This window comes from Paenibacillus sp. FSL L8-0158 (genome assembly GCF_038592965.1).
In the GTDB taxonomy this organism is placed as follows: Bacteria; Bacillota; Bacilli; order Paenibacillales; family Paenibacillaceae; genus Paenibacillus; species Paenibacillus polymyxa_D.
Genome location: NZ_CP151949.1, coordinates 3,683,946 through 3,710,447, shown reverse-complemented (window position 1 = coordinate 3,710,447; position 26,502 = coordinate 3,683,946). Strand labels below are relative to the sequence as shown.

Genomic DNA, 26,502 nt, shown 5'->3' with positions numbered 1-26,502 from the left:
TTTGTCATGCGGTATATGTGACAGGTCCAAGTACGATGTCATCAAAAGCTTGACGGTTTTATCACTGTTCGATTTAACAATATCGGAGGTAAGGTGAGGGGGTAAAGCAGAACAACATTCAAAAATAATAGGAGCGATGCGTTATGAAATCATTCACCATTCGAAAAGGAGTTGCACTTACTTTAATAGCTATATTGGCGGGTACAGTGGCTTATGGAACTGTCCACGCAGAGGGTCAGACGGAAACTTATCAAGCTATCGATAAAGCTGCCAATACCGACAATATTTTATCGCCGGAACTCGCAAAAGAACCCAAAAAAGAACTCAACGAGAAAGAAAAGAAAAGAAAGCATCGGGAAGAAGTCAAACGCGTCATGGATCAAGTAGTTACCAACAAAAGAGTTCCAAGTGTCGTGGCAGGCGGGCTACAGGATGGGGAACGCTGGTCCTACGCTACGGGTACAGCCAGTTTCGAAGTACCACGCCCGGTGGAGCCGGATTTTTCATTCCGTATTGGAAGCATCACGAAGACATTCACTGCTACCGTTGTATTGCAGTTGGCTCAGGAGAAAAAATTGAACCTGGATGATTCGGTCGAAAAATGGCTGCCAGGGGTCATAAAGGGTAATGGGTATGACGGCAACAAAATTACGATTCGTCAGTTATTGAACCATACAAGCGGGCTTGCGAGCTATACTGATCTTGATTTTCGAGATATTACCTTGCCTCAAAATCCATTCCGTTACTATTCGTCCGACGAGCTTATCAGCATGGGACTAGCAAAGCCGCCTGTATATGCGCCAGGGAAGGGCTGGAATTATTCGAACATGAATACTATACTAGCCGCTCAAATTATTCAGAAGGTAACAGGAGAGACGTATGCGGAGCAGATCAGGAAACGGTTGATCGAACCGCTCGGTATGACAGGGACATTTGTAATGGAAAATAGTCACGATATTCCAGGTAAGCATGCCACAGGATATAATATGGATAGATCGGGTCATTTGTATGATTTAACAGAAATGAATCAATCATGGGCAAATGCAGCTGGAGATATAGTCTCAACAACTAAAGATTTGACCACCTTCTTCAGTTCGCTGTTGGGCGGAAAGCTTCTAAATCAAGAGATAATGAACCAGATGCTCACGACAGTAGATTCACCTATAGGTAAAGTCGGACTAGGGATTTATGAAATAAAAACAGCTGACGGGCAATCATACTGGGGGCATGCCGGCGGTACTTTCGGATTTGAATCGAGAGCCTTCGGATCTCTAGGCGGGCGGCATATTTTGGTAACGTGCATCAACTCGGTAGCTCCGGAAGTGGAGCCGGCTCACAATAAAATAATCAATAAGGAGTTTGGCCGTTAAGTTTAAAGCCGACATCGCGTCCTTTATTTGAGGGCGGATGTCGGTTTCTGCTGTGATTAACCGTCGTTTCATGCAATCGAGACACATATGTCCGCATTCAGAATAAAACGACATCAAAATAGATAAGATGCACGAGGGGCATAATGACGGCGTATTTTATATTCGGTCGGTCAAACTCTACTATCGACTTCTTTACCACTCCCGCCAACAGATGGTTTACCGCCGAAATCGGTAAAATAGGTTAGACACAAATTCAATATAGAGAATAAGTAATATTACTAACCTACACATTGCACCAGCCTACAATTTCTTCTTAAAAAAGACTTCAAGGAAAATCAAACATTAAGACTGTTGCACAAAAATATCAGAATTTCGTATATGTTATTCCGCTAACGGGATACGTTAGTTCAATGGAACAGCGACAGTCTAGGACTTTATCTTCTCGTCCTTAGCTGTCGCTGTTCCAATTTCTAAGTCCGTCTAAAAATTATTTTATGGAGCCTAGCGGTACGACAATTCGAAAGGGCGCATGGAATAAAAACACTCAGTCTAATACTTCGGTTCTGCTGATAGTAGGAACTATGTAAATCCGTAGTAGGTACGGAGTAGAAAGGATTTACACTTTATTCAGGAACAAATTAAACCTATTTAGGAGGATCACGAATTATGTCTACTACACAACCACGTTTTGCATTTCTGGATTCAGAAGGAGTTCTACATTTAAACGATGAGGAACATGCCAAGCAACACGGCAAACATGTACAAACTTCGCTGACCGACGACGAAAGCGGATATCCAGTCATTGAGGGTCAAGGCGTCGTATACTTTGCCCGAGAGGACAGGGCTTATGTTAAAGGCAACAAGTCAAAAGACATGGTTTATATAGTTCTCCCTTGGTATGAATTATTTGTATTGGACAGAAATGAAAAATGAATATCACATTCAAGAAGGCTACTGGGAATTCTTTGGACGAACTTGGTATAAAAAATCTTTTCACATTAAAGTGGACTATCTAAGAGAATACGAAGAAAGACAAGAGAAAGCTGCTGAATAGTGGATTTTTTATTTGTTCAGGAAACTTTTCCTTAGCTTCAGATGCATTATCAAAAGGAGGGAATAATAAGATATGGGACGAAAGAGAGACCCGAAACGGGATGAAGCATTCGATTTATACAAAGCCAGTTCTGGTAACATACGTCTCACAGATATAGCCTCTCAACTTAGTGTATCTGAAGGTACGGTAAGAGGATGGAAGGCAAAAGATAAGTTGGAGAGTTCACTTGCTGGAGAAGGTGGAACATACGAAACGTTCCAATGAAAATGGAACGCTTCATAGAAAAGAAGCTCCAAATGAAGATGAAGACCTAATAGAATATCCTGATGAACTTTTACTAAAAGCTGTCCAAATTGTAGCCGAGGCCAAACAAGTCTCGGTTTCTTTATTGCAGCGAAGAATGAGGATAGGATTATAGCAGTGCGGCCCAACTGATTGATGAAATGGAACGGCGCAAACTTGTCGGTACATATAAAGGTGATAAACCGAGAGAAGTATATGCTACCCTTCTTACAGTTGATGTGCTCTCTAAAGAACTAAAGGGTGCTCTAGAAATACGAACGCTCCGAAAAAAAACTGGAACGCTCCAGTAATTCGGAACGTTCTAAAAGAGCACAGAGCGCTCCAGTTGTTGAAGAGAAACCAGAACCAGAAATACCAGACGATGAAGGTTTGACCCCGAAACAACGCATATTCGTAATGGAATATTTGAGAGATTTTAATGCAGCTAGAGCCGCTGTGTCCGCAGGGTACAGCAAGAAGACTGCACACTATAGGATAGGAAAAACTTAGAAAACCAGAAATTAAATCTGCTATACAGCGGTATAATGAAATGATGATCGACGAGGTAGGTTTGAATGCTCAGCGCGTGCTGATGGAGTACATGAAGATTGCTTTCCAGACATTACGGATTACGTGGAATTCGGTCAGAAGGAAGAGGATGTTCTTGGATTAGAATGAGAACCGGTCCTTGATCCAACACTGGAGACACGAAGAAATATAGATATAATTTTGTCGCTTTCAAAAATAGTGATGAAATAGAAGGTAGCGGTTACAAAGACGTATTCAGATAAGGCATCAGTCTACTAATACGAACAGTAATGAGATGGAGAACATTGCCGTGTACAATGTAGAGCAGTAAGCAGAGTTTGAGACAAAGGACAAATTTTTGGAACTGGTATAAATAAGCTTTCTAGTTTGCAAGGTAGTTATTCAGTGGAGATATTTAGGTAATGAGAGGTGGGTTTTTCTACATCAGTTGTGGAAAAGTGGGATTAATGAAAATTCATTTAAACGGATTAAGGCTGACGCAATCGCATATTGGCAGGAAGTTTGAATGTTATTGAGTCCGCAACTGAAACAAGAAACGACATAACAGTATACAGCAATCCAGGGCTTCATTCGGCAAAACTTTATGGCGGTGTTTTTGTAACAGGAGCTACTGGGTTTAACTTACCAGCTAATGGAGCTAAAGTAACTTTTACAACTAAATAATCTAAAAAGAGATCACAATTACTCTTCAATCCTTGTATTCTCTTTTTTTTGTCTTAGTACTAAGTTTTTGTTAGGGTGATATATATAGGAGGAATGAAGATGAAACTATTTGAAGAGATTTTAAATAATCAGGAAGAAGTAACTAGCGAAATTAGAAACAAAAATACTTCTTGATAGGCCTAGTATAAAAAAAATTAAAACAAATGAGTGTATATATGAGAAACTATCAGTATTGGCTCAATTTTTTATTTTGCCATTCGAAACAGGCGATTTAAATGCTGTTTTACATATTCCAGTATTTGATGACAATACTAAAGAACAAGTATTACAAGAGATCGGGTCGCATTTTGAAGAGTGTAAAATTGTTGAGTATAAGGATCATGCTCAAATTATGCTTAGTAATTTAAGGGCAATTTCGAAAGGTCTTATTGAAAGGTTAATCGACTCTGGCGAAATAAATCAAATTGCATATAGTTTGTACAAAAAAAATCTGTGAGTATTGATTATTCAGAAGAGAAAGAATACAAAGTCAATATTGAGTTGATACAGAGGTCATCAGAAAGATCAATCATTGAGTTGTGGACATTCTTAAACAATACCTTTATAAGAGAGGCTGGAGAATTAATTTTACTGCCCCACCAATGGTATTTAGGTGAAGCATTTAAGGATTATTTAGCAGTAAGGTGTTTTGCTAGCGTATGTAAATCAATGAGAGTAGCTGTATATCCTATTGATAAAGCAATTAAGTATATATCCATTAGTTAGAGTTCCCTAAACAATAACAGTTTTTCGATTGGATATATTTGTAGCATGGAAAATCAAATAAGGAACACACCGCAGCTTTCGAGCCTCGATGGAACCAGGTCGGCCAATGTGCCGGCCTTTTTACATGGCACGCGCCGGCAGCAAGGCACCAGTTAATCAGCGGAAACATGAACTGCCTGGTCAGAACCCTTGCGCGGTTCAATTCCGCAGCGTGCTCTTCTAGAGGGAAAGCCTTTCAGTGAGAGGCCACGGCATCTAAAAGAGGGCCTAAGTTAAAGGGATTGCCCAAATCTTACTTGGAAAATAACAAAATAATCCTTATAGTATTATTATATGAAATTAGTCTTTGAAATTGAAAAAAAGTAGGTTTCTAATATGAAAAAAAGTAGGAAAGTTTCTTTCTTTGCCGTTTTGCCTTTAGCTGCTGTAATATTGTTAACTGGTTGTAATTCTTCAGTTACCAGTGGTATTAATTCAGCTACTGTGGACCCAGCGCCAGTAGTTCAAGCTGCAAATGAATCTACTGATGTGAATACGCCAAAGGCAGGGGATCATGTCACTACTCCTCAGGACACGAATAAGGTACTAAACAAGTCTCTTGCGAATACCGATATGTCAGAGCGTTTCTACATTGATCCGCATTATGGAAATGCTAGAGTGTATGTATCGAATGAAGGGGATGCCCCAATTAATATAACAGTAACTCAGGGGTCAGTAGTGGCCCAGTTAAGATGAGTGGAAGAATAAAGCCAGGTAAAGTATTTGATGAAATTAACGAAAGCACTTGGACTACTGGTAATTTCTATGTTAACCTTACTTCATTCGAAGGTGTTATGAAAGGCAGCCTTTCAGTTCGCTTAGGCAACACAAGAGGAGAATTACAATAATTATATCATAGAGTTATTTATGATTAGTGAAAAGGTTGACCAATGGGTTGGCCTGCAGCCGGGTGATGTCGAATACGAGAAGCTGAAAGCTAGTATTGAATCATTCGGCTATGTCGAGCCCATTGTCTGGAATGAGCGTACTGGGAACATGGTCGGCGACATATAATGCTTTAAAATGATAAACAACTCCATTTTAAAAATAGTTAAATTAGCGCCTAATGCCCAAAGAGTAGGCTTATGGCGCCTGCTCAACAATCATGTCCCGTTAGTTGAATAGCCTTCGCCGTTTATACTCTGGTTAAGTAAAGTACGGAAAGTGATCATGCATAAAACGAGTCAACGCATCCTTGATGTTTCTATGCTGTCTCATATATTGGAATAAGATATCCAAGGTGAGTACGGTTTTAGATTCCTCAATACTAATAGTTCAGGTTGGTGGCTCTTCAGGATTATTACTAAATTCCCTAATGATACCGTATGCTATACCTAGATCCTCTAGCCCGTTAATTATCTTGTGTAGAATCTGATCAATCTCGCCTGTCAGTTGGTCAATATGAATCTCACTCTGTCCCCAAGTATTTTTATCATTCCAGTTATCCATTGCCTAATTAACCTCCATATGTCGTTGATTAAGCCAACACGGATGCAATAAGCATCTCTTGTTGGTTTAACTATACGTTTTAAGATAGCTTAAAATTACTGCATTTCGATGAGAGCTTTTATGAATTTATATATTTAACATGTCCCAATTACTGATAACATACCAAAGTTGAAATGTAACAGTAACAAGATAACTTACATTTACAAAGATACATACTTTAAAAGCTATTATTCCCCTACGATATTGTTCTCTGCCAATTTGCTCATTTTTATAGTCAGTTTTCATCCTATTTTTATTATTGATTAATGAAATTAATTCAGTAATCCCATTACCACCCCACAGTAAGGTGAAGACTAAAAAAATTGCGCTAAAAGTTGATAAAAGGGTCTTTGATCCCGGATCTGTTGCTAACCTAAAAGCGATATTAACCAATATCGTAAAAATAAATAAACAGAACCCTATTAAACTATGATAGGGTCTAAACTTATACGATGTCATAGTATTTCCTTCCTTTAGAACATTCCATATTTGAGGTATTCGCAAGCAGACTGTCTTTTAGTTGAACAAACCCTGAAGCACCTGCTGAGTGTTCACTGCTCTAGGATTCGTTCAACTAACGTAACTCGTTAGTTTCACCCACACTAGGGCATATTTGAAAATAGCTAGTCATTTTCTTTACGCATATATTCTATAATTCGTTGAAGAGAAATATGAATTGCCCTGAGATAACTTACTACGATTATAAAACCGATCACTAAAATAATTATGAGTAGATCCATAGGTAACTCGCTCCTAACTCGAACAGAAGATTCAATTATCCCCATATTACCATAATTGGAACCTTACTTCCCGTTAGCTTAAAGACGTATGGTCTGTCTACAACTTTATTTTTACTGAGCTATATTTTTCTTTAAAATCCGCAGCGTTATAGTAACAAAACCAATTTAAGATATAAGTATGAAAGCCTCTGATAACTCAGGGGCTTATTTTGCGTCTTGAGGAGATGACGAAACCCGTGGCAAAGATAAAATCCACATTGGATATACAACTGGATCTAACAAGACCAGTTGAAGAATTGACTGAGGTCATTTCTGCTGTCATTGCTTCACAACCAGCGCGCCGGAAAGAAATACTTAAAGGATTGGATATAGTAGTAGGAAATGCATTAGCAGAGATACAGGCCCAGGAGGAAAAAGGATCAGAAAACAGACAATGATAGCTCAGGAAAAGCTTCCTGAACGGAGAGACGAGGGAAGAAAGTTGGATAAGTGGGAGGTTTTTAAGTTTAGTACTGCTTTAGGAAGCAGTGCTGTAACATATTTTTACGGCGGGTGGTCGGGAGTATTGGGGGTGTTACTTGCTCTGGTCATTATTGATTATGTGACCGGATTATTTGCCGCTGGCGCAGAAGGTAAGAAGGGAACCGGACCCGACTTAAAAAGCAAGGTTGGTCTTATCGGTATTGCGCGAAAGGGATTTATTTTTGCAATGGCAGCAGTATCCCATCTGATTGATGGAGTCTTAGGCGATTCGCACCTTTTCCGGGATGCGGTCGCCTATTTTTATATGGCAAATGAGCTGCTTTCGATTGTTGAAAATGGCGGCAGGCTTGGTGCGCCAGTCCCGTCGATCATTCGGCAGGCTGTGGAAGTTTTAAAGAGTAAAAGCGGAGAAAAGGAAGGTGACGGGGAAAATGCAGACAAGGAAAAAAGGTAACGCGCAGGGGATCGACGTATCTCGCTATCAGGGCAATATTGATTGGAACGTGGTCAAGACGGACGGTATTTCATTTGCCATCATTAAAGCAAGTCAGGGGCAACGTTATGTTGATCCAACATTTCTCCCCAACGCAAAAGGGGCCAAGGCAGCAGGCGTGTTGCTGGGTGCCTATCATTTTTTAGATGCCACCAGTGTTGACGCAGCGAAAGGGGAAGCGCGATATTTTGCTGACGTGTTGGATCAGGTTGGAGGCGCGAAAGCGCTGGATCTTCCTGCGGTAATGGACTATGAAAACAATCCTGGCAACTTGTCCAAAACACTTATTAGTGCTGTAGCATTGGCCTTCCTACTCGAACTGGAGCGGATTACAGGGCGTAAGCCCATTATCTATACAGGCAATGCATTTGCAGCCAATTTTAACGACTCATTGGGCGGTTACTCACTATGGATAGCCCGGTACAGTGCTACTCGTGTCCCAAGCGACACAGTGACATGGAAACGGTGGGATATTTGGCAATACAGCGATAGCGGCAAGGTGGCTGGGATAAAAGGAAACGTGGACCTGAACGAATTTGATGGAAATACGGTCAAGCTGCGTAAGCGATTCGGCGCTGTCATGCCTGTACAGGAGACAGAATCCGTTACATCCGGTACATTTCGCATCAATGGCAAAGAAGTAGGGACAGCACTTCTGTATGGCTCTAGAACTTATGTACCGCTGCGGTCTTTGGCAAATGCTCTAGGCTTGTCTTATCGTTGGGACAACGCCCACAAGGAAGCCTATTTAAATGGGTTCAAGCTGCAAACTGTCCAACTTGTAGAGGGTACAGCGTATGTGCAGCTCAGACCAATTGCTGATGCTTATGGGGCGGTAGTGTCTTGGGATTCAAAGAATAAAATCGCATCGTTGAAAACGAAAGGGGAAAAGTAATCATGCAAACAATTATCGAAACTGTACAGCCTTATGTAAATACCATTGTTACAGCCGCTGCGGGTGTGCTTACAGCATTTGTTTTAGGAGGTCTGAACAAACTCAAGACTAAGGTTAACGTGTGGCTAGAAGCGCGTACCACAGCGGCACAGAGGGAAGTAATCCATAAAATTGCTGGAGAGGGGTTTTCTTTTGCTCAAACAGCATTTAAAGAAGCTGGAGGAGAACGTAAGCTTCAAGAGGCTTTGCAGTATACTACATTGAGCTTGGCAGAACAGGGCATTACTGTATCGACTGTAGAGATTCGATCCGCAATAGAAAAGGCATATCTGGAGTATAAGGCTAAGACAAAAACAGTGCTTGCTACCGAAGCGCAGCCTAGTGAAGAGGCAACACAGGCCGCAGCTAAGGAGGCTGTCTCTTCGCTTGCTGCTCAGGTTACAGCGATCCTTTCTCAAGCTACAGCAGAAGCATCATCTGGTCAGGCTCAACCTGCGCTTGATCCTGTTCTCGCGCCGACAGAAGCTACGCAAACATCTATTACTGCTGGATAAGACTAGTACAGCTGCAGTAAGCAAGTAAAATAAAAGGCCCTGGCATAATCACTCAGGGCCTTTTATTATTTAATTTCCTCTTTTAACTTGTTCACTTTTTTTACGTATGACTTTGTATCATCGGCATGCGATACGAATGCCCTTATCATTAACCCTTTTCTGCTTCTCATGAATTCGAATCGGCTAACTTCACCGTTGTTATCAGTATCAACAATTTCTTCTGGATCGTCTATAAGATCAATGGATGTGCTTAATGAACTTTCTAAATTCGAGATTGCTGACTGCAAACTTTGGAACGCGTCTGTTACAAGTTGTTCGTCACTCCACTTTAATGATAAGTCTTCAATCTCCTTGTTTATCGGGGCAAGCCTATCTAACTTGGATGTGGCCTCTTGATAGGATATGTTTTGTATATCAGTGTTATCGCCTATTAAAACAAGACGTTTATATAACGCATCCGTTTCGCGTATGAATTCTTCAATTTTTTCTTTTTTATCTTCATTGGCCTTTTCTTCTTTTGCCCGTTTCATAAGTGCAATAGCATCCTTATTATTAGGTTCTTCAATTAGGGCAGTATCAAAACTCTTTATGGCCTCGTCGTAGTTGTTTGCTAGTAATTGATTTTTGCCTTCTCTCATGTGATTTTCAAATGAACTACTAAAACACCCTGACAGTAATGCTACTATAAATAGCAGCACTATTAAAACTTTCATATAATCATCTCACCTTAAGATATTTGACTATAGTCTATCAGGCCTAGGAATATTTTTTTATATATATTTACAAAATAGTCCAATTGTATTATGCTGATAACAACACATACGGAAGCACCGTTGTGCAATCCGAAAGCATCGGTGATACCCTGCTGGCATACGCTGGTGGGGTGGTTTTATGTTTTATAAGGGTGCTATTGCGAAAAACAAATAAAGTATTTTCTTAGCCTAAGCACTAAGAAAATACTTTATTTAATGTCTGTTTAATCTTCAGGTTTCAAAAAAACTTTATAGGTTACATCATGAGCTACCGAGCTTTGAGTGCTTGGGCTAGCATCAAAATTATAGTCGTACGGGTTTGTATCAAAACTATACATAACATCTAGCACACGATAAAGTTTATTATTCCATAAAATCATTTCTCCCTTTCTTGGGACAAAAGGCAGGGCAACCAGGTCAAAATTTTCAGCGTAGTAGCCCTCTTTATCATTTAATACAATTGCTAATTCGATAACTTTCAATTCCTCACCTCTCAAATGTAGAAATACTCGTTAATTAATAACTACTACTCTTGGAGGCGAAAAGCAAGATGCAGGTCCATTATCTGTATAAAGTTGAGCAACTCCGCCGACTGTGTAAGTCCCTGGTTGACTGTATTCCCATGTTTGAGAGAGAGTTACTCCCTTAGTGTTCGGCCCTTTAAAAGTGGTTGCTTCCGTCCAACCGGCTCCCGTTTTAAAAGAAGCATTGACTTCTCTTATATATGAGTCCGTTGCAATACCCCACTCCACCGTTACAGTTCTTCCATTCTTAGTTACATTAAACGATTTGGTTACCCATACAGGTCCTACTACTGATTGGGGATTTACTTTGGAATTTGAGGAATCAGGAACTAATTCTGAAGAAGATGGTTCGACTGATAAGGGATCAGCTTGAATAGAATTTTCGACTGATGAGGACTGATCTTGAGTAGGGGTGACGCTTTGGGCTGATACCGGGACAACTAATAGCACTGAAATTAGAAAGGATAAAAATAGAGACGACAGTTTTTTACTCATTTTAATACGCACCTCTTCCAAATTATTTTTATACTAAATCCTTAAATATAAGGATTTAGTAAACTATTAATGGAATATATAGACAACGTCTTCTATATCATTGTAAACTCATCTTTCTATTAAATAGAGTTGTAGATTTTTGTCAACAACGCCTATGTGACGCCAGTGGGCGCTATATCGCTGCGTGGATCTCGTCCGGATCGGAGAGAACTGCCGCATTTCAGATGCTCGGGCTTTAGCTCGGGGCCGCATCCACTTTTTTAGCAGCATTCAATCAGCCCCCGTGCCAAATAGCTCAATTCAATTGGAGCTTGAGCCTTGAAGGTGGCTATAGCCACCCTAATAAAGTATCCGAAGGATCGGATAAGAGTAATTGAAACGCAATCAGGTTCTGTAGCATCTATAAGTATGATATTTCGACATTGTAGATAAGATTTAAATACAATGGAGTTCCCAAGTTCACGTTACCCTGAAACCGGAGCACACATTAGGGATGCAATAGCAGCAGGACATTCTGCGGTATGTACAATTGATCGGGATGGGGCAGAGGAGAATAGAAAGGAATCTTTAAAGGGTTATCCGACTAAAAAAGGAAATGACCGTGATGAATGGCCTATGGCGATGTGCTCCGAAGGTGGAGAGGGTGCAGGCATTAAGTACATAAGTCCAAAGGATAATCGTGGAGCTGGATCGTGGGTAGGTCACAAACTGGACGACTATAAGGATGGAACGAAGGTTGAATTTATCGTGAAATAGAAACTCTTCGCTAACCTTCTTGGTCGGCGGGGAGTTTTTTTATCATTGCTCATATGGGATTTACACCAAAAAATTTGGTATGAAATATAAAATATAAAAGCTCTCCATTAAAGGAAGGCACTTGTTAAATGCTGAGCATGGAAATCATAAATCAATGTGGTTTATTACGTCTTTTCGAAAAATTTACAAAAAGCATAACAATTAATATACAGAAAAATACTGCAAATGCAATCAAAATCCACCACTGAGGGTCAATTAAATACAAAACGACTCCGATAAGTATGATTGTTGTTATTATTGTAATTCTCACTTTCAACATTGCGCTTTTACTTATCCGAGGCTCCAATTTTCGTATCGTAATTTGAATTATTATAGCAAGTAGAACGAAAAATATTGAAGTGAATGAATTATTGATGATATCAGCTCACTTTAGTCATTATGCCTATATCACATGCTCCGGCGGGGTCTGTTAAAGATGGGAATTAAGAGTTGCTTGCGATGGAGTATCCTGTCCACATCAAGTTTATCGTAATTCCTTTTCCCTTATCTTGGATTTTAAGGACTTGTGCAAGAAGTCCTGCTTCTGCCCCTGCACCTATTAATGCCAACAACACCCGATCAAACAACTGTTACTACGGAATAGACTAATACGGATACAGTTTCAAAGTAAACACTGAATGCTCTACTGGCTAAGCTAGTAAGAGAGGAGGGCTCAAAGGTGCGACTGTGGAAGAGGTTCTCAGAAGGTTTAGTGATTGGAATCAGATAAAGAAAACCGGAGAGAGATGCTTCTTTTCCGGCTCTTTGGCATGGCGCTAATCAGAACGTTTACTTGTTCAGCAGGATGAAGTTATTGATAAAACCCTCTTCTTGTATAAAAATGGGGGTTTGGATTTTCGATGTGAAATCATAATAATATACGCCGCGTCCTTCTTCCTGATTTTTCTGAGAAGTGCTACCTAAATAATAAACTCCCTGTGTCTAGAACATAACCACTAGATGTTCCGCGAATTTTAATTTTATTATCGTATTCTCCGTATGTATAAGTCCCAGTTGATTTCCTTTTGATCAGGCAAGATAATATCTTTGATAAAACCTTCGCCGTCATAAATTACTTTTAAACCAGGTTGAGGGTCAGGGTTATCAATATGATAAACCGGCAGTGATTTGGCTTCATCTTTGATTTCTTTCTCCAGTTGTTTTTCTTTTTCTAGCTCAATTTGTTGTTCGGCAGTAAGTGGGACAATAGCGGCTAGAGATTTTTGTGGTTCAGGTACAGGAGTACCTTTTTCTACTATAACCATGTTATTGTTCTCATCGTATTGAATGATGGTGCCTGATAACATCTGGTCAGGTATTTTATCTCCTTTCTCAGCATGGGAGATTGCTGGACTGACGACTCCCCAAGAGATGAGTAGCGTTGCAGCCAGAAAAGCTTGTGGTAGAAATTTTACTTTCAAACAAAACGCCTCCTTGAAATATTTGTGAATACATAGGCAGCGTAAAGGACTCTACTAATATTGTCAACCTTTTTATGGCATATATGAATATATTTAATATATTTGTGAGTAGGTAAAGTCTTTAAATGAAAAAAGAAGGTTATTGACAACTGTTAAATTATGAACAACAATAGAATGCAATAATATATAAGTTTTGGAATTTCTGTATGAAGGGTGGATATGACATGAAGCATACACCTACGATTCGAGCAGAATTAGACAGATACCTACAACAAGAGGGTTTGAATATAGCGCAATTTGGGCAACTTGCAGGTATGAATAGGGGATTAGTTAGTGCTATTGTGACAGGGAATAAGTCAATGTCTGTTAACCAGCTTGACCTAATCACTGAGGCTATGGGTTTACAGGAAGGCCATTTTTATGACTTGTTCATGGAAAACTACATCATCGACCATCCTCCGAATATGAGGCGAATCGAGCCATTTTTGTATCGCTGTGCGGAGTTGGACAAGCTGGATGCGATCCGTCGAGTGGTGGGAGCCATCATGGACAATCTACTGTATTCGCCCAAGTTATTTGAAATCGCAGAAGAATTGTTGAAGCAGGGAAGACATGCGGCTGCATTGTTGCTCTATGAGGGGGTAGCTGAAGCGGAGAAATATCAACATTCTGAACGCTTGGCAGTCTGTCAATATCGTATATTCACGATTCAGATTGGAAACGATCAGAATCGAAATTTCCACGCAGCAGCGATACTTGAAGCCTTTGTTGAGCGCTTGGATGAAACAGACCAACTCGACGCATTGAAGGATTTAACTAACGTGTACAGATCTTTGCGTAAATGGGAAAAGGTTGATGAAACAGCTAGAAAAATGAGAGAAAAAGCGGAAATCCAATATGCGCTGAAATATCACCAGAAGAAACGAGAGTGTGACGAGTCTGCTAAGAAGTTAAGTCGTCCCATGTTTGTGTACATCACATATGCCAATTTACTATGTGCAAGTGTCTGTGAAGCCCAAGGCGATTATCAACAAGCTCTAGAATATACATATGCCTATACGGATTTAGATTGGGTATTGGAGACGGACCCGGATGCATTGTATTGGCTAAATCTTTATAAGGATTGGGCGCGATGTAATACTTACATTTATAAACTTTTGTCTGGTGATACCAGTGTGCTTCCGGATTATGTTGAATACATTGCTGAATCAAAAGTAGATAAAGAGATGGTAACTAAGTTATTGAACGTACTGTTTGCAGCTAACCGATATCAACTAAATATAAACGATATACTTAAACGTTTTGAAACTATAATTAATTCGTTTACTCAACAGGTGCATCCATCATCTGACATGTATACTGGGCAAGTTATACCCGAACAATATGCACGATTTGGATACGAGTTAGCTTATTATTATTTGTATAGAGGTTCATACGGTGATGGCTTTAAACATTTGATGTATGCAATGGTAAAGTCACATATAATAAATAATGAAACTTATTTAATAAACTGCATGGGGCTTTTCGTGAAGTTTAGAACACATGCAGTTCCTGAGTTCAAGGAAGAGTTTTTAAATCTTATTGAAAAGGTGTGGTTAGACAATGTTGAGAAAAATGGTTCTTCTGATCGTCGCGGCTAGCTTTTTGTTTATCGTGGCTGTACCTAATCATTCTTGTAACCAACACCATATTATTAAGCTTAACGATACCGTTGGAGGTTCCTAAACGTAAGCCAAGTAAATCCCCGCTAACTTTAACTGGTAGGCGGGGATTTTTTACTTGCAGGAATTACCACACCGTTCACCGAATGAATTATCGAGGTGATAAGCATGAACCATACATATAAGTGTTGAAGTCTGATATAGAATTATTTGCAGCTGCATTAAGCCAGGTAAGAGTGTATTTAGTACAGCCGTTGGGAGAGGATTTGATAGATATTGTGGATTATGGGGGTGCAGTGGAGAAGATTACACCGGAGTCGGTTAAGATTAACGGATCTTATTTCTTGCGTAAGCAGTTTGAATTTAGAGTAGATGTCAAGAAGGGCTCGACCGGTATTTGACCAGCATGAGTTCTTTTTTATAACCATTAAAAAATAAATATGCAAATATTTAGATTATATTTATAGATCAGCAAGTTTATGTTTAGACAATATGAGAGTGTTAATCTATCTTTATGGATATAGAAGATATTCATAGGGGGCTAATAATCATGTCAAAGAAATTCTTGGCTACGGTTTTATCTTTTTTTCTAATTAGTATCATGTTACTACCGTCAGCTACACATGCAGCAACATTGAACAAAACAGTTGAGGGAATGCTTGGGTTTTCACCACCAGAGGGAACCATTGCAAAAGCTAGTAGCAGTTACCTTGATTACATTGCTGAAAAATCAATTGATGGGAGCATTCAAACATATTGGAACGCCGGGACATACAAAGGAAATATAGAATTAAAATTTCCTAGTGCTATAGAATTAAATTTCGTCCATATTACTACTGCTGCACAGCCAGTAAGAGAAGTTTCATACACTATCTACGGGTTAGAAGGTGAAAAGTGGGTTAAAATAAGCGAACAAGTGACTCATTCTCTAAAAGCTACATATACAACACCACCCCCTATTAAGGTGAAGCAGGGTGCATATGATGGTATAAGAATTGAGGCAGACGGTGGTTCATCTTGGTTAGCATTCAACGAGATCACTTTGGGAACGTTTGAAACCATAGATCTTAAAGGTCAGCCACAGAATACATCTGCTAAGTTGAACTGGAATACAATTAAAGAAGCTACGAACTACAAAATTAATTTTGGAACCCAACCCAATAAATATTCTGATTCAATCTCTGTAGAAAAAGATACAGAAGGTAACCTTGTCATTCCAAATTTGACGAACGGGACGACTTACTACTTTCAAGTAGTAGCTATTTTTAATGGAGTCGAGACTGTTATTTCTAATGAAGTAGCTGTTACACCAAATGAGCCTCAAACAAATGAGCCGACAACTCCGGGTAATCCTTCTACGGGAGAGCCAAGCAAACCAAGCGAGCCTGGTACAACAAAACCTGATGAACCATCGACTGGTGGGGCTACTAATCCTCAATCACCATCAGGTAACCGTGCAATTCTGGTAGTTACCATGACAACAGGATTGGAGAAGGAATTTGACCTAAGCATGAAGGAGGTCAATGACTTTATCTCATGGTACGAAGGCAAACAGGCTGGTTCTGGATCAGCATCCTATGCAATCAATAAACATGATAACAATAAAGGCCCATTCAGCAGCCGAAAGGACTATATGCTGTATGATCGTATCCTAACGTTTGAAGTAAGTGAATACTCTAAATAATATGAAATCCCCGCTTTACCTTAATTGGTCGGCGGGGATTTTTTATTGAAGGAATTACAACCCCATTCACAGAATGAATTATCGAGGTGATAAGCATGAACCATACATATAAAGTGTTAAAGTCGGATATAGAACTATTTGCAGCTGCATTAAGCCAGGTAAAGGTGTACATTGTTCAGTTGTTGGGAGAGGATTTTATATCGGTTGTAGACTATGGCGGCACTATAGAAAAGTTTTCGCCTGATTCGGTCAAGATTGCCGGAGCTTATTACATACGGAACCAGTTTGAATTTAGAGTAGATGTGAAAAAGGACTCCGCTGGTATGTAACCAGTATGGAGTCCTTTGTTGTTTATTTAGTTGAATACTCACTTACTTCAAACGTGAGTATTTTATTGAATATTACATAGTCATTGCGACTGCTAAAAGGTCCTATGTTATTCTTATGTTTATTGATTGCGTAGGAAGCTGTACCTGTACCCGCTTGTTTAGCCTCATACCAGGCAATAAAATCGTTAACTTCTTTCATACTCAGGTCAAACTCTTTTTCAAGACCAGTATTCATAGTGACAACTAAAATAGCTCGGCCGATATCCTTAGGTGTATCTTGACCAGGAGTAGTTTTTATATCTGGGTTATAAGTTTTCAATATCCCATCAATATCAAATGCATCCATTCCAATAGCACCATTAGTTTTAATTATTAATGTGTGTTCTCCTTGTGGCAAGCCCGTTTTCTCAAACGAAATAGCTTGAAAAGCACTTTTTTTATTGTACTGTGTATAAGGATATTCGACTCCATCAAGTGTCAGGGTATAATTTTGAGTTTTCCAAATAGATACGGTAGTAATGAGTCTTATTTTTGTTCCTGTGAAATTAAATTTAATAAATTTTTCATTATTGTCATTAGTTAATGTCTCAGAGCCATTATAAAAGGTTCCGTTTGTAGATTTAAACCATCCATCGCCTTCATATTGAATATGGGAGTCAGTGTCATCATAGCGATTCCACCCTTCTTCTGGGAAGGTAAGAGAATCACCTACTGTTGCTGCATAAACTCCTTGATTAAAACCGAATAAAAGAATTAAAGATAATAAAAATAAAGTTGATAGTTTTTTCATATATATATTCCCCTTTTGTGGTATTTGTTTTATCAGAATATAAAAATAAAAAAGGAATGTCTAAACATTAATGTCTATATATTCAAATTTATGTTTAGACAAGTTCTGAGAAATAGATTACTTTAGTATCTGTTCAACAGATTACTTAGGGGGAAATTTTGTGAATATGAAATTTATAAAAAAAATCAGTGTTTTATTTGGAGTTTTTTTATTTACAGCAGGTATACTATTGAATTCGAATTTATATGCGGCGTCTGTGGGACAAGGGCTTACTGAACCAGAAGTAGGATGGGAACGTTACAATGATACAGCAACAGCAATTAGATATAATGGTAACTGGTTAGCTTATTCGACGAGCAACTCATATTATGGTGGTACTCATAAAGTTACCAGTGGTATTGGGGATTCAGTAGAGTTTGAATTTTATGGAAACAAGATGAGAATTATAGGAGTTCTTTACATTGGAGCATCTAAAAACATAGAAGTCTCCATAGACGGAGTCAAAGAACAAATGTCTATGTATAGAGAGGGAGTATCTTATCAAACATTGAACTTTGAGAAAACAGGATTAACTGATTCTATTCACCATGTAATTATAACGAATAAGGAAGCCAAAGAATTTTATGTCGATGCAATTGACATTAATGAAGATGGAAGGTTAATAGGACAGAATGTTCCTATAAATTTAGAGGCTATTGGTGGAGATAACCAGGTTAAATTGAATTGGGATTTGGTGAATGATGCCGAGAGCTATACGGTCAAATATGGAACGGAATCCGGCAAATACACTGAAACGGCAACAGCTACAAAAGATGTCTATGGAAACTTCGTCATCCCGGGTCTGACCAATGGAACGAAATACTACTTTGTTGTGAGTGCTAAAGTAAATGGTGTGGATTCAGAATACTCCAATGAAGCATCTGCCACTCCACAAGGAGGAGGCAGTCAACCTGAACCAGAGCCAACAACTGGAGATCGTGCAATATTGGTGGTCACTATGACAACCGGATTGGAAAAAGAATTCGACCTAAGCATAAAAGAGGTCAATGACTTTATTGCCTGGTACGAAAGCAAACAGGCTGGTTCTGGATCAGCTTCATACGCAATCAATAAGCACGATAACAATAAAGGTCCATTCAGCAGCCGTAAGGATTACATGCTGTATGATCGTATTCTAACGTTTGAAGTAAGTGAATACTCTAAATAAATCAAAAAGCTCTGCTAACCTTATGGTCGGCAGAGCTTTTTTTATTTAAACAATTTCCCGATCAGCTTAAACAAATCAAACGTCGTCCGATTGTACACCTTATTGTAAGCTGCCTTACGTGGGTTTAGGCTGGGTTTACGCGGACCGTATTTCATGGCTATTCCTCTTTTTTTCGGATCAATTTAACCACTGCTATTACCAACCCAGTCAACGCGACAATACTAACCAGCATGGTAATTATCACAAACCAAATTGCCTTTATCATAAGTTTACCTCCTAGTATAGAGGAGTCTAGACATACGTTACTTACTCAGTTTATATAGGCAATATTGGTTAAAGGATATGCCTTCTGCTGCTGCACGCTCCATCAAATGCTTATGCAAGGACTTTGGAGCACGTTGAAGCCATTTACCGCTAAATTGTTCTTCATTTACTGGTTCCGGTATTTCATCACCAAACTCAAGTTTTACCTCAAGGTAACCCTCCATGGCCTCTCTGACCATTTTCAGGGCTTCTTCTGGCGTGTCACCGTGGCTCTTGCAGCCTTCCAACTCCGCGACTGTAGCTAAGTGGTAGCTTCCGCTTTCGTCGTTCATATGCTTAATCTGAATTGTATACGGGAGCGCCATGTAATACGCTATGTCTTTTTGGATCGGTTTTTCATTTGCCATATTAATGTAGGCTAGGATAAAATGATTTCGAGAACAAAGGGGAGGTACTACTTCCCGATGATCTTCAGTACGTCTTTGACGTACACCGCCTTGACGGGTGTTTCAAAAGGTATCGGGAGCGTGTCTCCTGACTCATTCCGGAATATGTGATGCGAACCCTTAATTCGTACCACTATGTAACCCAGATAATTCAGGACTTTTGCTATCTCCGCGAACCTTATCCCGTTAGGGCGGTTTTTCATTTTCTCGATGATTTTATCGACCCTAGCCATGACTCACCTCCTAAATATAATGATATCATATATGATATCATTATACAAGGCTGTGAAGTGTCTTATTTGGAATAATATTCTTAGTTTTATAAGAACGCACGTTTGTATATAATAGTAACAAAGGAGTTGGTCGCTTTGTTACCTGATATCGAACGTAAGCTGCTACGGATACTCTACAACTATTCTGCTGGGCGAAGACGGATGCCAACGATGAAGGAACTGGAGATCAAGACAGGGAGGCGCACAGAGGACATAAAGGCGGGCCTGCTGGCTCTTGAGAGCGATAACTATATCTTGTGGGATAACAAGAGTGACACGCGCCATATCGTAATAATAGAGGGCTGGGATCGCGATCAAAAGATCGTTACGCCTCCTGGCTCTGCAAATAGGTACTATACAGAATATTAAAACCCCGGATTGCTCCGGGGTTGTTTTATTCGAGACCAAATTGTGCTTTTGCTTGTAGTTTGTTGCCTTGGAATGTGAAAACGGCATTTGCACCAGGTCCGACTTCACCTTTATACGAATACATTACAGTATAAAATTCGTCTCCTTTTTCACCAACCTCTGAAAGAGCCTCACCGGGACCACCGATAATTTTCGCAACTTCCTCATAAGTCATTCCATTTTTAATCTTGTTATATTTAGATTTGGTAATGGTTACGAGGTTTGGCGATTCTGCTACTGTCCGACCCTCTATTTTTCCGTTGTATAGTTTCCAATGGGCTTCTCCCTTAACACCACGGGAACCAAGTTCACCCTTAAAGGTAACTATATCCCCCTGGTTAAGACCATTTAATTCTGAACGATCTGAAACTTTTACAACAATAACATCCCCGAGTTTTTTCTTTTCAGCGCTAATATCTGACCATGATTCACCGTTGTAATCTGCTGGTTTACCATAGACATAAAGGCTGCTTGATCCAGCTTCAATAACAACACCTGACCATGAAACAACTTGATTTCTTACACTGTCGAATGCTTCCCCTTGCTTGGATACTGGCAATGCAAAGAGAGCAGATGAAAACTTATCAAAAGGAAGCGATGTGTCAATCAATGTTTTTTTAGCATCAGTCTGTTCCTTTTGAACTGGTTCAGTAGTAACTTCGTTCCCTTTAACAGGTGTGGTAGCTACCGGTTTGGAATTAGTTTCGGTTGGTTTCTGAGTGTCAGCGACTGATATTCCAATAATAAATACTAGGAAAGCAGCTAAACCAAAGAGACACATTTTCTTAGCCTTGCCGTTCTTTTTTATTAAAGCTATAGCCCACAAAACAAAAAACACAAAAAAAGCCAGCAAAGCAATCACAGCAATTGCAGTCATTACATAACCCCTATCTATTGGTAATATTATAGTAAAATTAGTATATATGACCTAGGAATAATTTTCTAGCACAAAAGTCTTAGAAGTAGAAGACAAAAGCCCTTGTATAGAACGTATGTTCGGAATATAATTTCTACATAATACATCAGGAGGCTACATACATGTCGAAAAAATTAGAAGGTAACGGTTTATGGGAAAGCAGCAGGATTATCATACCAGAACACAAGGAAGCATACTTAAAACTCATGAAAGACCGTCAGCGGAGAGGCAAGCCGGAAATTGACGATCAGGAAGTCCAGTTGACCGAGCAAGCGATTATAGAGTCTTACAACACACGTCAACCTGTAACACAGTGGTTTTTAGCCCGTTCGATGACGAAGAACTCACAGGTGTAATCACGTCTATAAATATTGCTCGCAGGGAAGTGAAACTGTTTCGTGGCGAGGATGATTTTAGTTGGATCAAGTTGGAGGATATCATTTCAGCAAGTATCTAGCAAAAATCTAAGGAGAGTAAATATTCTACTGACGTTATCCAACAAACAAGAAATGTTTTCAACCGCCTTCCCTACGATAATTCAATCGGAGTCTTTCTAGGAGCATTTGACGCTAGTGTTTTAGCTGATTAATTAAAAAAGCAGAATTCTCATATCGCAATCGAAGACTTCCTGATGATGAATGCGTTACACCCGCATCAAGTAAAGAAAGAGGCTTACAGAGTGGTACAAGACTACTACGGAGAAGCTCACTTTTACAGAAAAACCCTTATGAGCTACAGCGACATCGCGCTGGGCCAAGGTAACTTTTTCTTTGCTAGCGAAGAAGGGCATCTTTAGGTTATTGAAACAATTCTATAGGCTCTTGCTTGTCGTGGCTGGAAAATTAACAAAAGAGGCAGGGGGGGGCCTACCTCCGGCCTTTTTTATAATTCTACGTCTGAGAAAAGCCGAGTGGACAAATAACGCTCACCTGTATCAGGTAATATGACCACGATCGTCTTGCCTTTGTTTTCTGGAAGCTTCGCAATTTGTGTTGCTGCATAAACCGCAGCCCCAGAAGAAATACCAACAAGCAGCCCTTCTGTTTTGGCAAGCAGGCGTGCAGTTTCAAACGCATCTTCGTTTTTAACTTTGAAAACCTCATCCACATATTCTTCATTAAAGTTATTTGGAATGAAACCAGCACCGAGTCCTTGTAGTTGATGTGAACCTGGTGTACCGCCAGACAGCACTGGTGAATCGAACGGTTCGACGGCTATCACTTTTACAGAAGGTTTTCGTTCCTTCAATCCCTGGCCAACGCCCGAAATAGTTCCACCTGTACCTACGCCCGCAATAAAAATATCTACACCGCCATCCGTATCATGCCAGATTTCTACAGCTGTAGTTTTGCGATGAATTTCTGGATTGGCAGGATTGCTAAACTGCTGTGGTATGAAAGAGTTTGGTGTTTCGGCAGCCAATAGTTCAGCACGCTTGATAGCGCCTTTCATCCCCTCGGCCCCCGGTGTTAACACAAGCTCAGCACCGAACGCAGTCAAAAGCTTGCGACGTTCGATACTAAACGTTTCAGGAAGTGTAATTATAAGTTTATATCCAAGAGCCGCAGCTGCAAATGCAAGTCCGATTCCAGTATTGCCACTTGTCGGCTCGATAATAACGGAGTCTTTATTGATTAAGCCTTTCTCCTCAGCGTCTTTAATCATAGCATATCCAATGCGGTCCTTAACGCTACCAGCTGGATTGAAATATTCCAACTTTGCTATCACGTTTGCCTCAATATTTTGGATTTGGCTGTAGTTCAACAGTGCTAACAAAGGAGTATTTCCAATTAATTCTGTCAACTTTTGGTGAATTTTAGTCAAAATTATCCCTCCAAACAATTAATTCATATCTACTTACTATGACATAGATATTATCACGAATTTTTCTTCATAACCATGTCCTGTTAATTCATAGTGAGGAGCGGGAACGGACGGAACAATTTAAGCCTAAGGTAATACTCATAAAAAAGTAGTCCAAGCTTATTCAGAATCAGAGAGTCATTAAGAATATATACTGTGTATCATTTTTTAATTTCGGAATAATTATCACGGTTTATAATAAACTCGCTTTTTCATAGAATGCGTTGGAGGATAGAAATTAGACTACAGTGAACAAAACGATAGTGGCACGAGGCAAGAGAACACTTACGGTAAAAGATACTACCCGGTAACCTAGTGGTCGGCGGATAATGAATTTGTATTTAGTAGAAGGCAAAAAGAGCAGTAAGGAATTAATCCTTCTGCTCACCGTTAACATACGGGGAGGCGTTTTTGTTTTGGCAAGCTTACGGTGTATCAATTCGTGCCATCAAGTCGCTCTTGCGAGAGCTTACGACTAAATGCCTACAATACGAAGTAATTTATGTTCTTAATAAGGATATCGATACATCATCCAAAAGAATTGTGGCAAAGGTATCCTCTGCTGTAACACGGAACACTAAATCTCTGGAAACTGTTCCTGAATTTCCTGAGATTGAGAAAGTGCGGGAGACTCTCTCGTATTGAGATGAAGGTAGCGAAGTAAGTTGAATCGTGTAGGTTTGCTCCCCTAGACTAACTTGAAGCCGACCACCGAAAGGCTTGATTAGATTGCGTACCCAGAAGGTCACACGGTATCTTTTTTGTCTACGCAGGTCGGAGATCGTTTGCCTAAGTGAGACACTGTGCCCCGGGTTAGCCGTGATTCTGACCGCTTGATTCCCGCTGTGCGGATTGATATTGGTAATAAAAATTTGGCCTGTCATGTTGTTGACGTTTGCAATCCATGGTGCTAAATCCTGATTTTCAAATCCACCGTTTCTAACAATTGCTTGGGTAGGGGAAATTCTTTTTTTCTTCAAGTCCAGAGGCTGTGTAGTGGGTCTATTCTTCGTCCTACGGACAGGGTGTGCGCTTTTTCCACTTTTCTTTGGTTTCATTTGAATCATCCCTCTTTCTGTAGACATATTTGCTACACTAGTAGTTTATGAAATATGAATAAGAGTGTTCATAGGGAAGAGAATACAAAAAAGACCGTCTATTGACGGCCTTTCTACGTTTCGACTCGAAATATATCGTGGAGGCTATCTATGCTATAAAAAGGATAAAATTAAGTAGATCTATGCGAAAAAATAGAAATTATAGGAATACAGGAAAAACGAAATAGCTAGAAACGAAAGAATCAGCGTCGCGGTGTATACCTTTCTTAACAATGTAGTCTTCGAAACGTTGCATTTTCTCACAGCAAGATAGGCAGCCGGTATAAAGGCAAACCCAAGTACCCAGAAAAAGATAATATTCAAATTGAAATTGGACATAGGCTGATAGGGGTCGCCTATCAATTGGATGCTTGAAGTAATGAGATTGACGATCACAAGCAGACCCAGCAGCGGTATTACGGTTACACTGTCAGGCAAGGGAAGCCGTGAAGTACTCTTCTGCTTTCTTGCGTCCTTGAGCTTCCGCAGCCATCCAACAATACCGAAAATAGACCCAACCGCAAACCAAATACCGCATCCCCCGACCAGAATATAACTGAAAATGGATGTTTGCAGGAAGGAGATCGGCAACTGGTCATCGATCACTCCATATGACAACTGCGTCACTTTGCCATCGGCATTGGTTAAGAAAAGAAGACGACTGATGTTTAAGCCCGCGTAATCATAAGGAGTGCTCCCGGGAGTCACGCGTTCAAAAAAATAGGGTTTGGTTTCTACATAATCAACATTAATATTCATGGATGGAATACTCAGAGTGATTCCGCCATTGCTGTTAGCTGAGACTACTTCTTCTGCATTGGATAATACAGGTATAAGCTTCAATATACCAGATGATACTGCGCGAGCAGAGCGATATTTTCCGGCCACATCCGCGCTATGCTTCAACGTGCTGTCCGCTTGTGGAGTAGCGTGGGAATCCCCGACAAACAGATCAATGAGTTCGCTTCTCGCACCGGACATTTCATTTTCCACATTGGTCAGGATGTTGATCCCAAAGTTCTGATCCGGTACGATAGAGACCAGAGAGGAGAATGAATCTGTATTTCCACCGTGCTCAATAACACGATAATCTCCCGCGAACCGTTCCCAAAAGCCATGGGCATTCCCCGGAAGCTCGGGATAGTGGGTATACGAAGCCTCATGCATTTCTCGCAGGGTTTCATTCTTGTTGAATAGCGAATATTTTAAAGAATGGTCAATGTCCAGATGAGCAAGCATAAAATGAGCCATGTCCTCCGAAGTAATGTTCAACGCACCAGCCGGTACATCATTAAAGAAAACATTCGGCTTTGCCACCCAGTTTCCATCCTTCTTGGAGTAGCCTGTTGCTTTATGTTCGATAACCTCCGGGATAAGATCATATCGTTGTGTAAAGTAAGAATGCTTCATATCCAGAGGCTCAAATATATGTTTCTGAATATAGGTGTCAAAAGGCATTCCAGATACACGTTCTATAATATAACCGGCCAGGTTGGTTCCATAGTTGGAATAAGCAATCACTGTTCCAGGCTCATAAATCTGTTGAGGCTGATTTCCGGGTGCGATATGCTCCTTGAGAGGCCTAAGATCAGTAGAATCATGAACCAAAAGTTTTTCCAGGCGCTCCTCAAAACCTGCCGTGTGGCTCATCAGTGATTTCAGGGTAATAGGCTTATCAAAAGAAGGCTTGAGAAAGCCGTCAGGCAAGTATGTGCGGATGTCCGTATTCAAATCCAGCTTTCCTTGCTCAACCAGTTGCATTACTGCCGTCCAGGTGAACAATTTCGATACGGAACCGGCCTCCATATAGGTTGTTTCCGTACTCATGGGTGTGTGTTTCTCGATGTTTGCGTATCCGTAACCTTTTGAAAAAACAATTTTTCCGTCCTTTACTATGGAAACCGCAGCACCAGGAATCGCGGTTCCTATATATTTCTTCATAATTTGATCTGTTCTGTTTTCGATTTCGGAAATCGGAATTCCGGAGGGAGTGGTTGGAACGGACCCAGAAGCATATGCCTGGACCGGGATAAATGCCATTAATGCTAACAGGAGCAAAGAGGCAAATCGTTTTTTCAATTTCATATCAAGTCTCCTTTGCTGCGCTTGAATCTTTAAGGGCAGTCTGTTTTTTTGGAACATTTTTAGTGTAGCAATCAAGTCTTTCTTATTTCTCTCCTGTTCCTTACTTTTTTCTTTCTCA

Annotated in this window: 26 protein-coding genes and 4 pseudogenes; 18 read left to right on the top strand and 12 right to left on the bottom strand. The window is 40.0% G+C overall.

Going from position 1 to position 26,502, the window contains the following annotated elements; all coding sequences use genetic code 11:
• The first annotated feature begins 143 nt into the window (after positions 1-143).
• The 6 genes and pseudogenes from NSQ68_RS16270 to NSQ68_RS16245 all read left to right on the top strand — a co-directional run bounded on the left by NSQ68_RS16270 (position 144) and on the right by NSQ68_RS16245 (position 5,418).
• The gene (locus NSQ68_RS16270; protein ID WP_307346709.1) at positions 144-1,370 is read left to right on the top strand and encodes a serine hydrolase domain-containing protein; all 1,227 of its coding nucleotides are present in this window, start codon (positions 144-146) and stop codon (positions 1,368-1,370) included.
• Between the two features lie 666 nt (positions 1,371-2,036).
• Entirely contained in the window at positions 2,037-2,303 is a 267-nt protein-coding gene (locus tag NSQ68_RS16265) for a hypothetical protein (RefSeq protein WP_342426536.1), read from the top strand.
• Positions 2,304-2,496: 193 nt separating this feature from the next.
• On the top strand, positions 2,497-2,688 hold the full coding sequence (locus NSQ68_RS16260; protein ID WP_342426535.1) for a phage terminase small subunit-related protein: 192 nt from the start codon (positions 2,497-2,499) through the stop codon (positions 2,686-2,688).
• A 34-nt stretch (positions 2,689-2,722) separates the two neighbouring features.
• Positions 2,723-3,017 (top strand): annotated as a pseudogene (locus NSQ68_RS16255) (DNA translocase FtsK); the annotation flags it as partial.
• Between the two features lie 1,133 nt (positions 3,018-4,150).
• Entirely contained in the window at positions 4,151-4,414 is a 264-nt protein-coding gene (locus NSQ68_RS16250) for a hypothetical protein (RefSeq protein WP_342426534.1), read from the top strand.
• Between the two features lie 644 nt (positions 4,415-5,058).
• Entirely contained in the window at positions 5,059-5,418 is a 360-nt protein-coding gene (locus tag NSQ68_RS16245) for a hypothetical protein (RefSeq protein WP_342426533.1), read from the top strand.
• A 579-nt stretch (positions 5,419-5,997) separates the two neighbouring features.
• Here NSQ68_RS16245 and NSQ68_RS16240 read toward each other — a convergent pair.
• On the bottom strand, positions 5,998-6,171 hold the full coding sequence (locus tag NSQ68_RS16240) for a hypothetical protein (RefSeq protein WP_342426532.1): 174 nt from the start codon (positions 6,169-6,171) through the stop codon (positions 5,998-6,000).
• A 1,015-nt stretch (positions 6,172-7,186) separates the two neighbouring features.
• Here NSQ68_RS16240 and NSQ68_RS16235 point away from each other — a divergent pair.
• The 4 genes from NSQ68_RS16235 to NSQ68_RS16220 are packed head-to-tail and all read left to right on the top strand — an operon-like array spanning position 7,187 to position 9,375.
• Complete coding sequence (locus NSQ68_RS16235; RefSeq protein ID WP_342426531.1) at positions 7,187-7,387, top strand: hypothetical protein; 201 nt, start codon at positions 7,187-7,189, stop codon at positions 7,385-7,387.
• Positions 7,384-7,887 carry a phage holin family protein gene (locus NSQ68_RS16230; protein WP_342426530.1) on the top strand — a complete coding sequence of 168 codons (504 nt, stop codon included), beginning with the start codon at positions 7,384-7,386 and terminating at the stop codon, positions 7,885-7,887. Before NSQ68_RS16235 ends, NSQ68_RS16230 begins: the two co-directional genes overlap by 4 nt.
• Positions 7,865-8,821 (top strand): GH25 family lysozyme, encoded by a 957-nt coding sequence (locus NSQ68_RS16225; RefSeq protein ID WP_342426529.1) that lies wholly within the window; start codon positions 7,865-7,867, stop codon positions 8,819-8,821. Before NSQ68_RS16230 ends, NSQ68_RS16225 begins: the two co-directional genes overlap by 23 nt.
• 2 nt (positions 8,822-8,823) lie before the next feature.
• Positions 8,824-9,375: a phage holin, LLH family gene (locus NSQ68_RS16220; protein ID WP_342426528.1), complete on the top strand. Its 552-nt coding sequence runs from the start codon at positions 8,824-8,826 to the stop codon at positions 9,373-9,375.
• A gap of 65 nt (positions 9,376-9,440) precedes the next feature.
• Here the strand turns inward: NSQ68_RS16220 and NSQ68_RS16215 are convergent, their stop codons facing one another.
• The 3 genes from NSQ68_RS16215 to NSQ68_RS16205 all read right to left on the bottom strand — a co-directional run bounded on the left by NSQ68_RS16215 (position 9,441) and on the right by NSQ68_RS16205 (position 11,146).
• Entirely contained in the window at positions 9,441-10,088 is a 648-nt protein-coding gene (locus tag NSQ68_RS16215) for a hypothetical protein (protein ID WP_342426527.1), read from the bottom strand.
• A 263-nt stretch (positions 10,089-10,351) separates the two neighbouring features.
• Positions 10,352-10,609, bottom strand: coding sequence for a hypothetical protein (locus NSQ68_RS16210; RefSeq protein WP_307345739.1), 258 nt, complete (start codon positions 10,607-10,609; stop codon positions 10,352-10,354).
• A 30-nt stretch (positions 10,610-10,639) separates the two neighbouring features.
• A complete protein-coding gene (locus NSQ68_RS16205) occupies positions 10,640-11,146 on the bottom strand; it encodes a hypothetical protein (RefSeq protein ID WP_342426526.1) in 507 nt (168 codons plus the stop codon).
• A gap of 441 nt (positions 11,147-11,587) precedes the next feature.
• On the opposite strand from NSQ68_RS16205, the pseudogene NSQ68_RS16200 reads away from it, so the two are divergent.
• Positions 11,588-11,902, top strand: a pseudogene (locus NSQ68_RS16200) (NucA/NucB deoxyribonuclease domain-containing protein); the annotation flags it as partial.
• Positions 11,903-12,924: 1,022 nt separating this feature from the next.
• Here the strand turns inward: NSQ68_RS16200 and NSQ68_RS16195 are convergent.
• Positions 12,925-13,362, bottom strand: coding sequence for a hypothetical protein (locus tag NSQ68_RS16195; RefSeq protein WP_342426525.1), 438 nt, complete (start codon positions 13,360-13,362; stop codon positions 12,925-12,927).
• Between the two features lie 224 nt (positions 13,363-13,586).
• Here NSQ68_RS16195 and NSQ68_RS16190 point away from each other — a divergent pair, with 224 nt between their 5' ends.
• From NSQ68_RS16190 to NSQ68_RS16175, 4 genes and pseudogenes are all read left to right on the top strand, one after another.
• Positions 13,587-15,002 (top strand): transcriptional regulator, encoded by a 1,416-nt coding sequence (locus tag NSQ68_RS16190; RefSeq protein ID WP_342426524.1) that lies wholly within the window; start codon positions 13,587-13,589, stop codon positions 15,000-15,002.
• 189 nt (positions 15,003-15,191) lie between these two features.
• A pseudogene (locus NSQ68_RS16185) lies at positions 15,192-15,424 on the top strand (hypothetical protein).
• A gap of 149 nt (positions 15,425-15,573) precedes the next feature.
• Positions 15,574-16,707 (top strand): fibronectin type III domain-containing protein, encoded by a 1,134-nt coding sequence (locus NSQ68_RS16180; protein WP_342426523.1) that lies wholly within the window; start codon positions 15,574-15,576, stop codon positions 16,705-16,707.
• Between the two features lie 95 nt (positions 16,708-16,802).
• The gene (locus tag NSQ68_RS16175; RefSeq protein ID WP_342426522.1) at positions 16,803-17,036 is read left to right on the top strand and encodes a hypothetical protein; all 234 of its coding nucleotides are present in this window, start codon (positions 16,803-16,805) and stop codon (positions 17,034-17,036) included.
• 22 nt (positions 17,037-17,058) lie between these two features.
• Here the strand turns inward: NSQ68_RS16175 and NSQ68_RS16170 are convergent, their stop codons facing one another.
• Entirely contained in the window at positions 17,059-17,826 is a 768-nt protein-coding gene (locus NSQ68_RS16170) for a bacterial surface protein (protein WP_342426521.1), read from the bottom strand.
• 160 nt (positions 17,827-17,986) lie between these two features.
• Between NSQ68_RS16170 and NSQ68_RS16165 the strand changes: the two genes are divergently transcribed.
• The gene (locus NSQ68_RS16165) at positions 17,987-19,033 is read left to right on the top strand and encodes a fibronectin type III domain-containing protein (protein ID WP_342426520.1); all 1,047 of its coding nucleotides are present in this window, start codon (positions 17,987-17,989) and stop codon (positions 19,031-19,033) included.
• 302 nt (positions 19,034-19,335) lie between these two features.
• Here NSQ68_RS16165 and NSQ68_RS16160 read toward each other — a convergent pair whose 3' ends face one another.
• Together NSQ68_RS16160 and NSQ68_RS16155 are read right to left on the bottom strand one after the other, a co-directional pair.
• Entirely contained in the window at positions 19,336-19,704 is a 369-nt protein-coding gene (locus tag NSQ68_RS16160) for a type II toxin-antitoxin system HicB family antitoxin (protein WP_058830683.1), read from the bottom strand.
• A 47-nt stretch (positions 19,705-19,751) separates the two neighbouring features.
• Positions 19,752-19,976, bottom strand: a complete 225-nt coding sequence (locus NSQ68_RS16155; protein ID WP_342426519.1) for a type II toxin-antitoxin system HicA family toxin — start codon at positions 19,974-19,976, stop codon at positions 19,752-19,754.
• Between the two features lie 135 nt (positions 19,977-20,111).
• On the opposite strand from NSQ68_RS16155, the gene NSQ68_RS16150 reads away from it, so the two are divergent.
• Positions 20,112-20,384 (top strand): hypothetical protein, encoded by a 273-nt coding sequence (locus NSQ68_RS16150; RefSeq protein ID WP_342426518.1) that lies wholly within the window; start codon positions 20,112-20,114, stop codon positions 20,382-20,384.
• A gap of 25 nt (positions 20,385-20,409) precedes the next feature.
• Here NSQ68_RS16150 and NSQ68_RS16145 read toward each other — a convergent pair whose 3' ends face one another.
• On the bottom strand, positions 20,410-21,300 hold the full coding sequence (locus NSQ68_RS16145) for a hypothetical protein (RefSeq protein ID WP_342426517.1): 891 nt from the start codon (positions 21,298-21,300) through the stop codon (positions 20,410-20,412).
• A 161-nt stretch (positions 21,301-21,461) separates the two neighbouring features.
• On the opposite strand from NSQ68_RS16145, the pseudogene NSQ68_RS16140 reads away from it, so the two are divergent.
• A pseudogene (locus NSQ68_RS16140) lies at positions 21,462-21,796 on the top strand (YolD-like family protein).
• Between the two features lie 425 nt (positions 21,797-22,221).
• On the opposite strand, the gene cysK reads toward NSQ68_RS16140, so the two are convergent.
• From cysK to NSQ68_RS16125, 3 genes are all read right to left on the bottom strand, one after another.
• Positions 22,222-23,163, bottom strand: coding sequence for a cysteine synthase A (gene cysK, locus NSQ68_RS16135; protein ID WP_342426516.1), 942 nt, complete (start codon positions 23,161-23,163; stop codon positions 22,222-22,224).
• A gap of 539 nt (positions 23,164-23,702) precedes the next feature.
• Positions 23,703-24,260: a carbohydrate binding domain-containing protein gene (locus tag NSQ68_RS16130; protein ID WP_342426515.1), complete on the bottom strand. Its 558-nt coding sequence runs from the start codon at positions 24,258-24,260 to the stop codon at positions 23,703-23,705.
• Positions 24,261-24,440: 180 nt separating this feature from the next.
• Positions 24,441-26,384: a serine hydrolase domain-containing protein gene (locus NSQ68_RS16125; RefSeq protein ID WP_342426514.1), complete on the bottom strand. Its 1,944-nt coding sequence runs from the start codon at positions 26,382-26,384 to the stop codon at positions 24,441-24,443.
• Between the last annotated feature and the right edge of the window lie 118 nt (positions 26,385-26,502).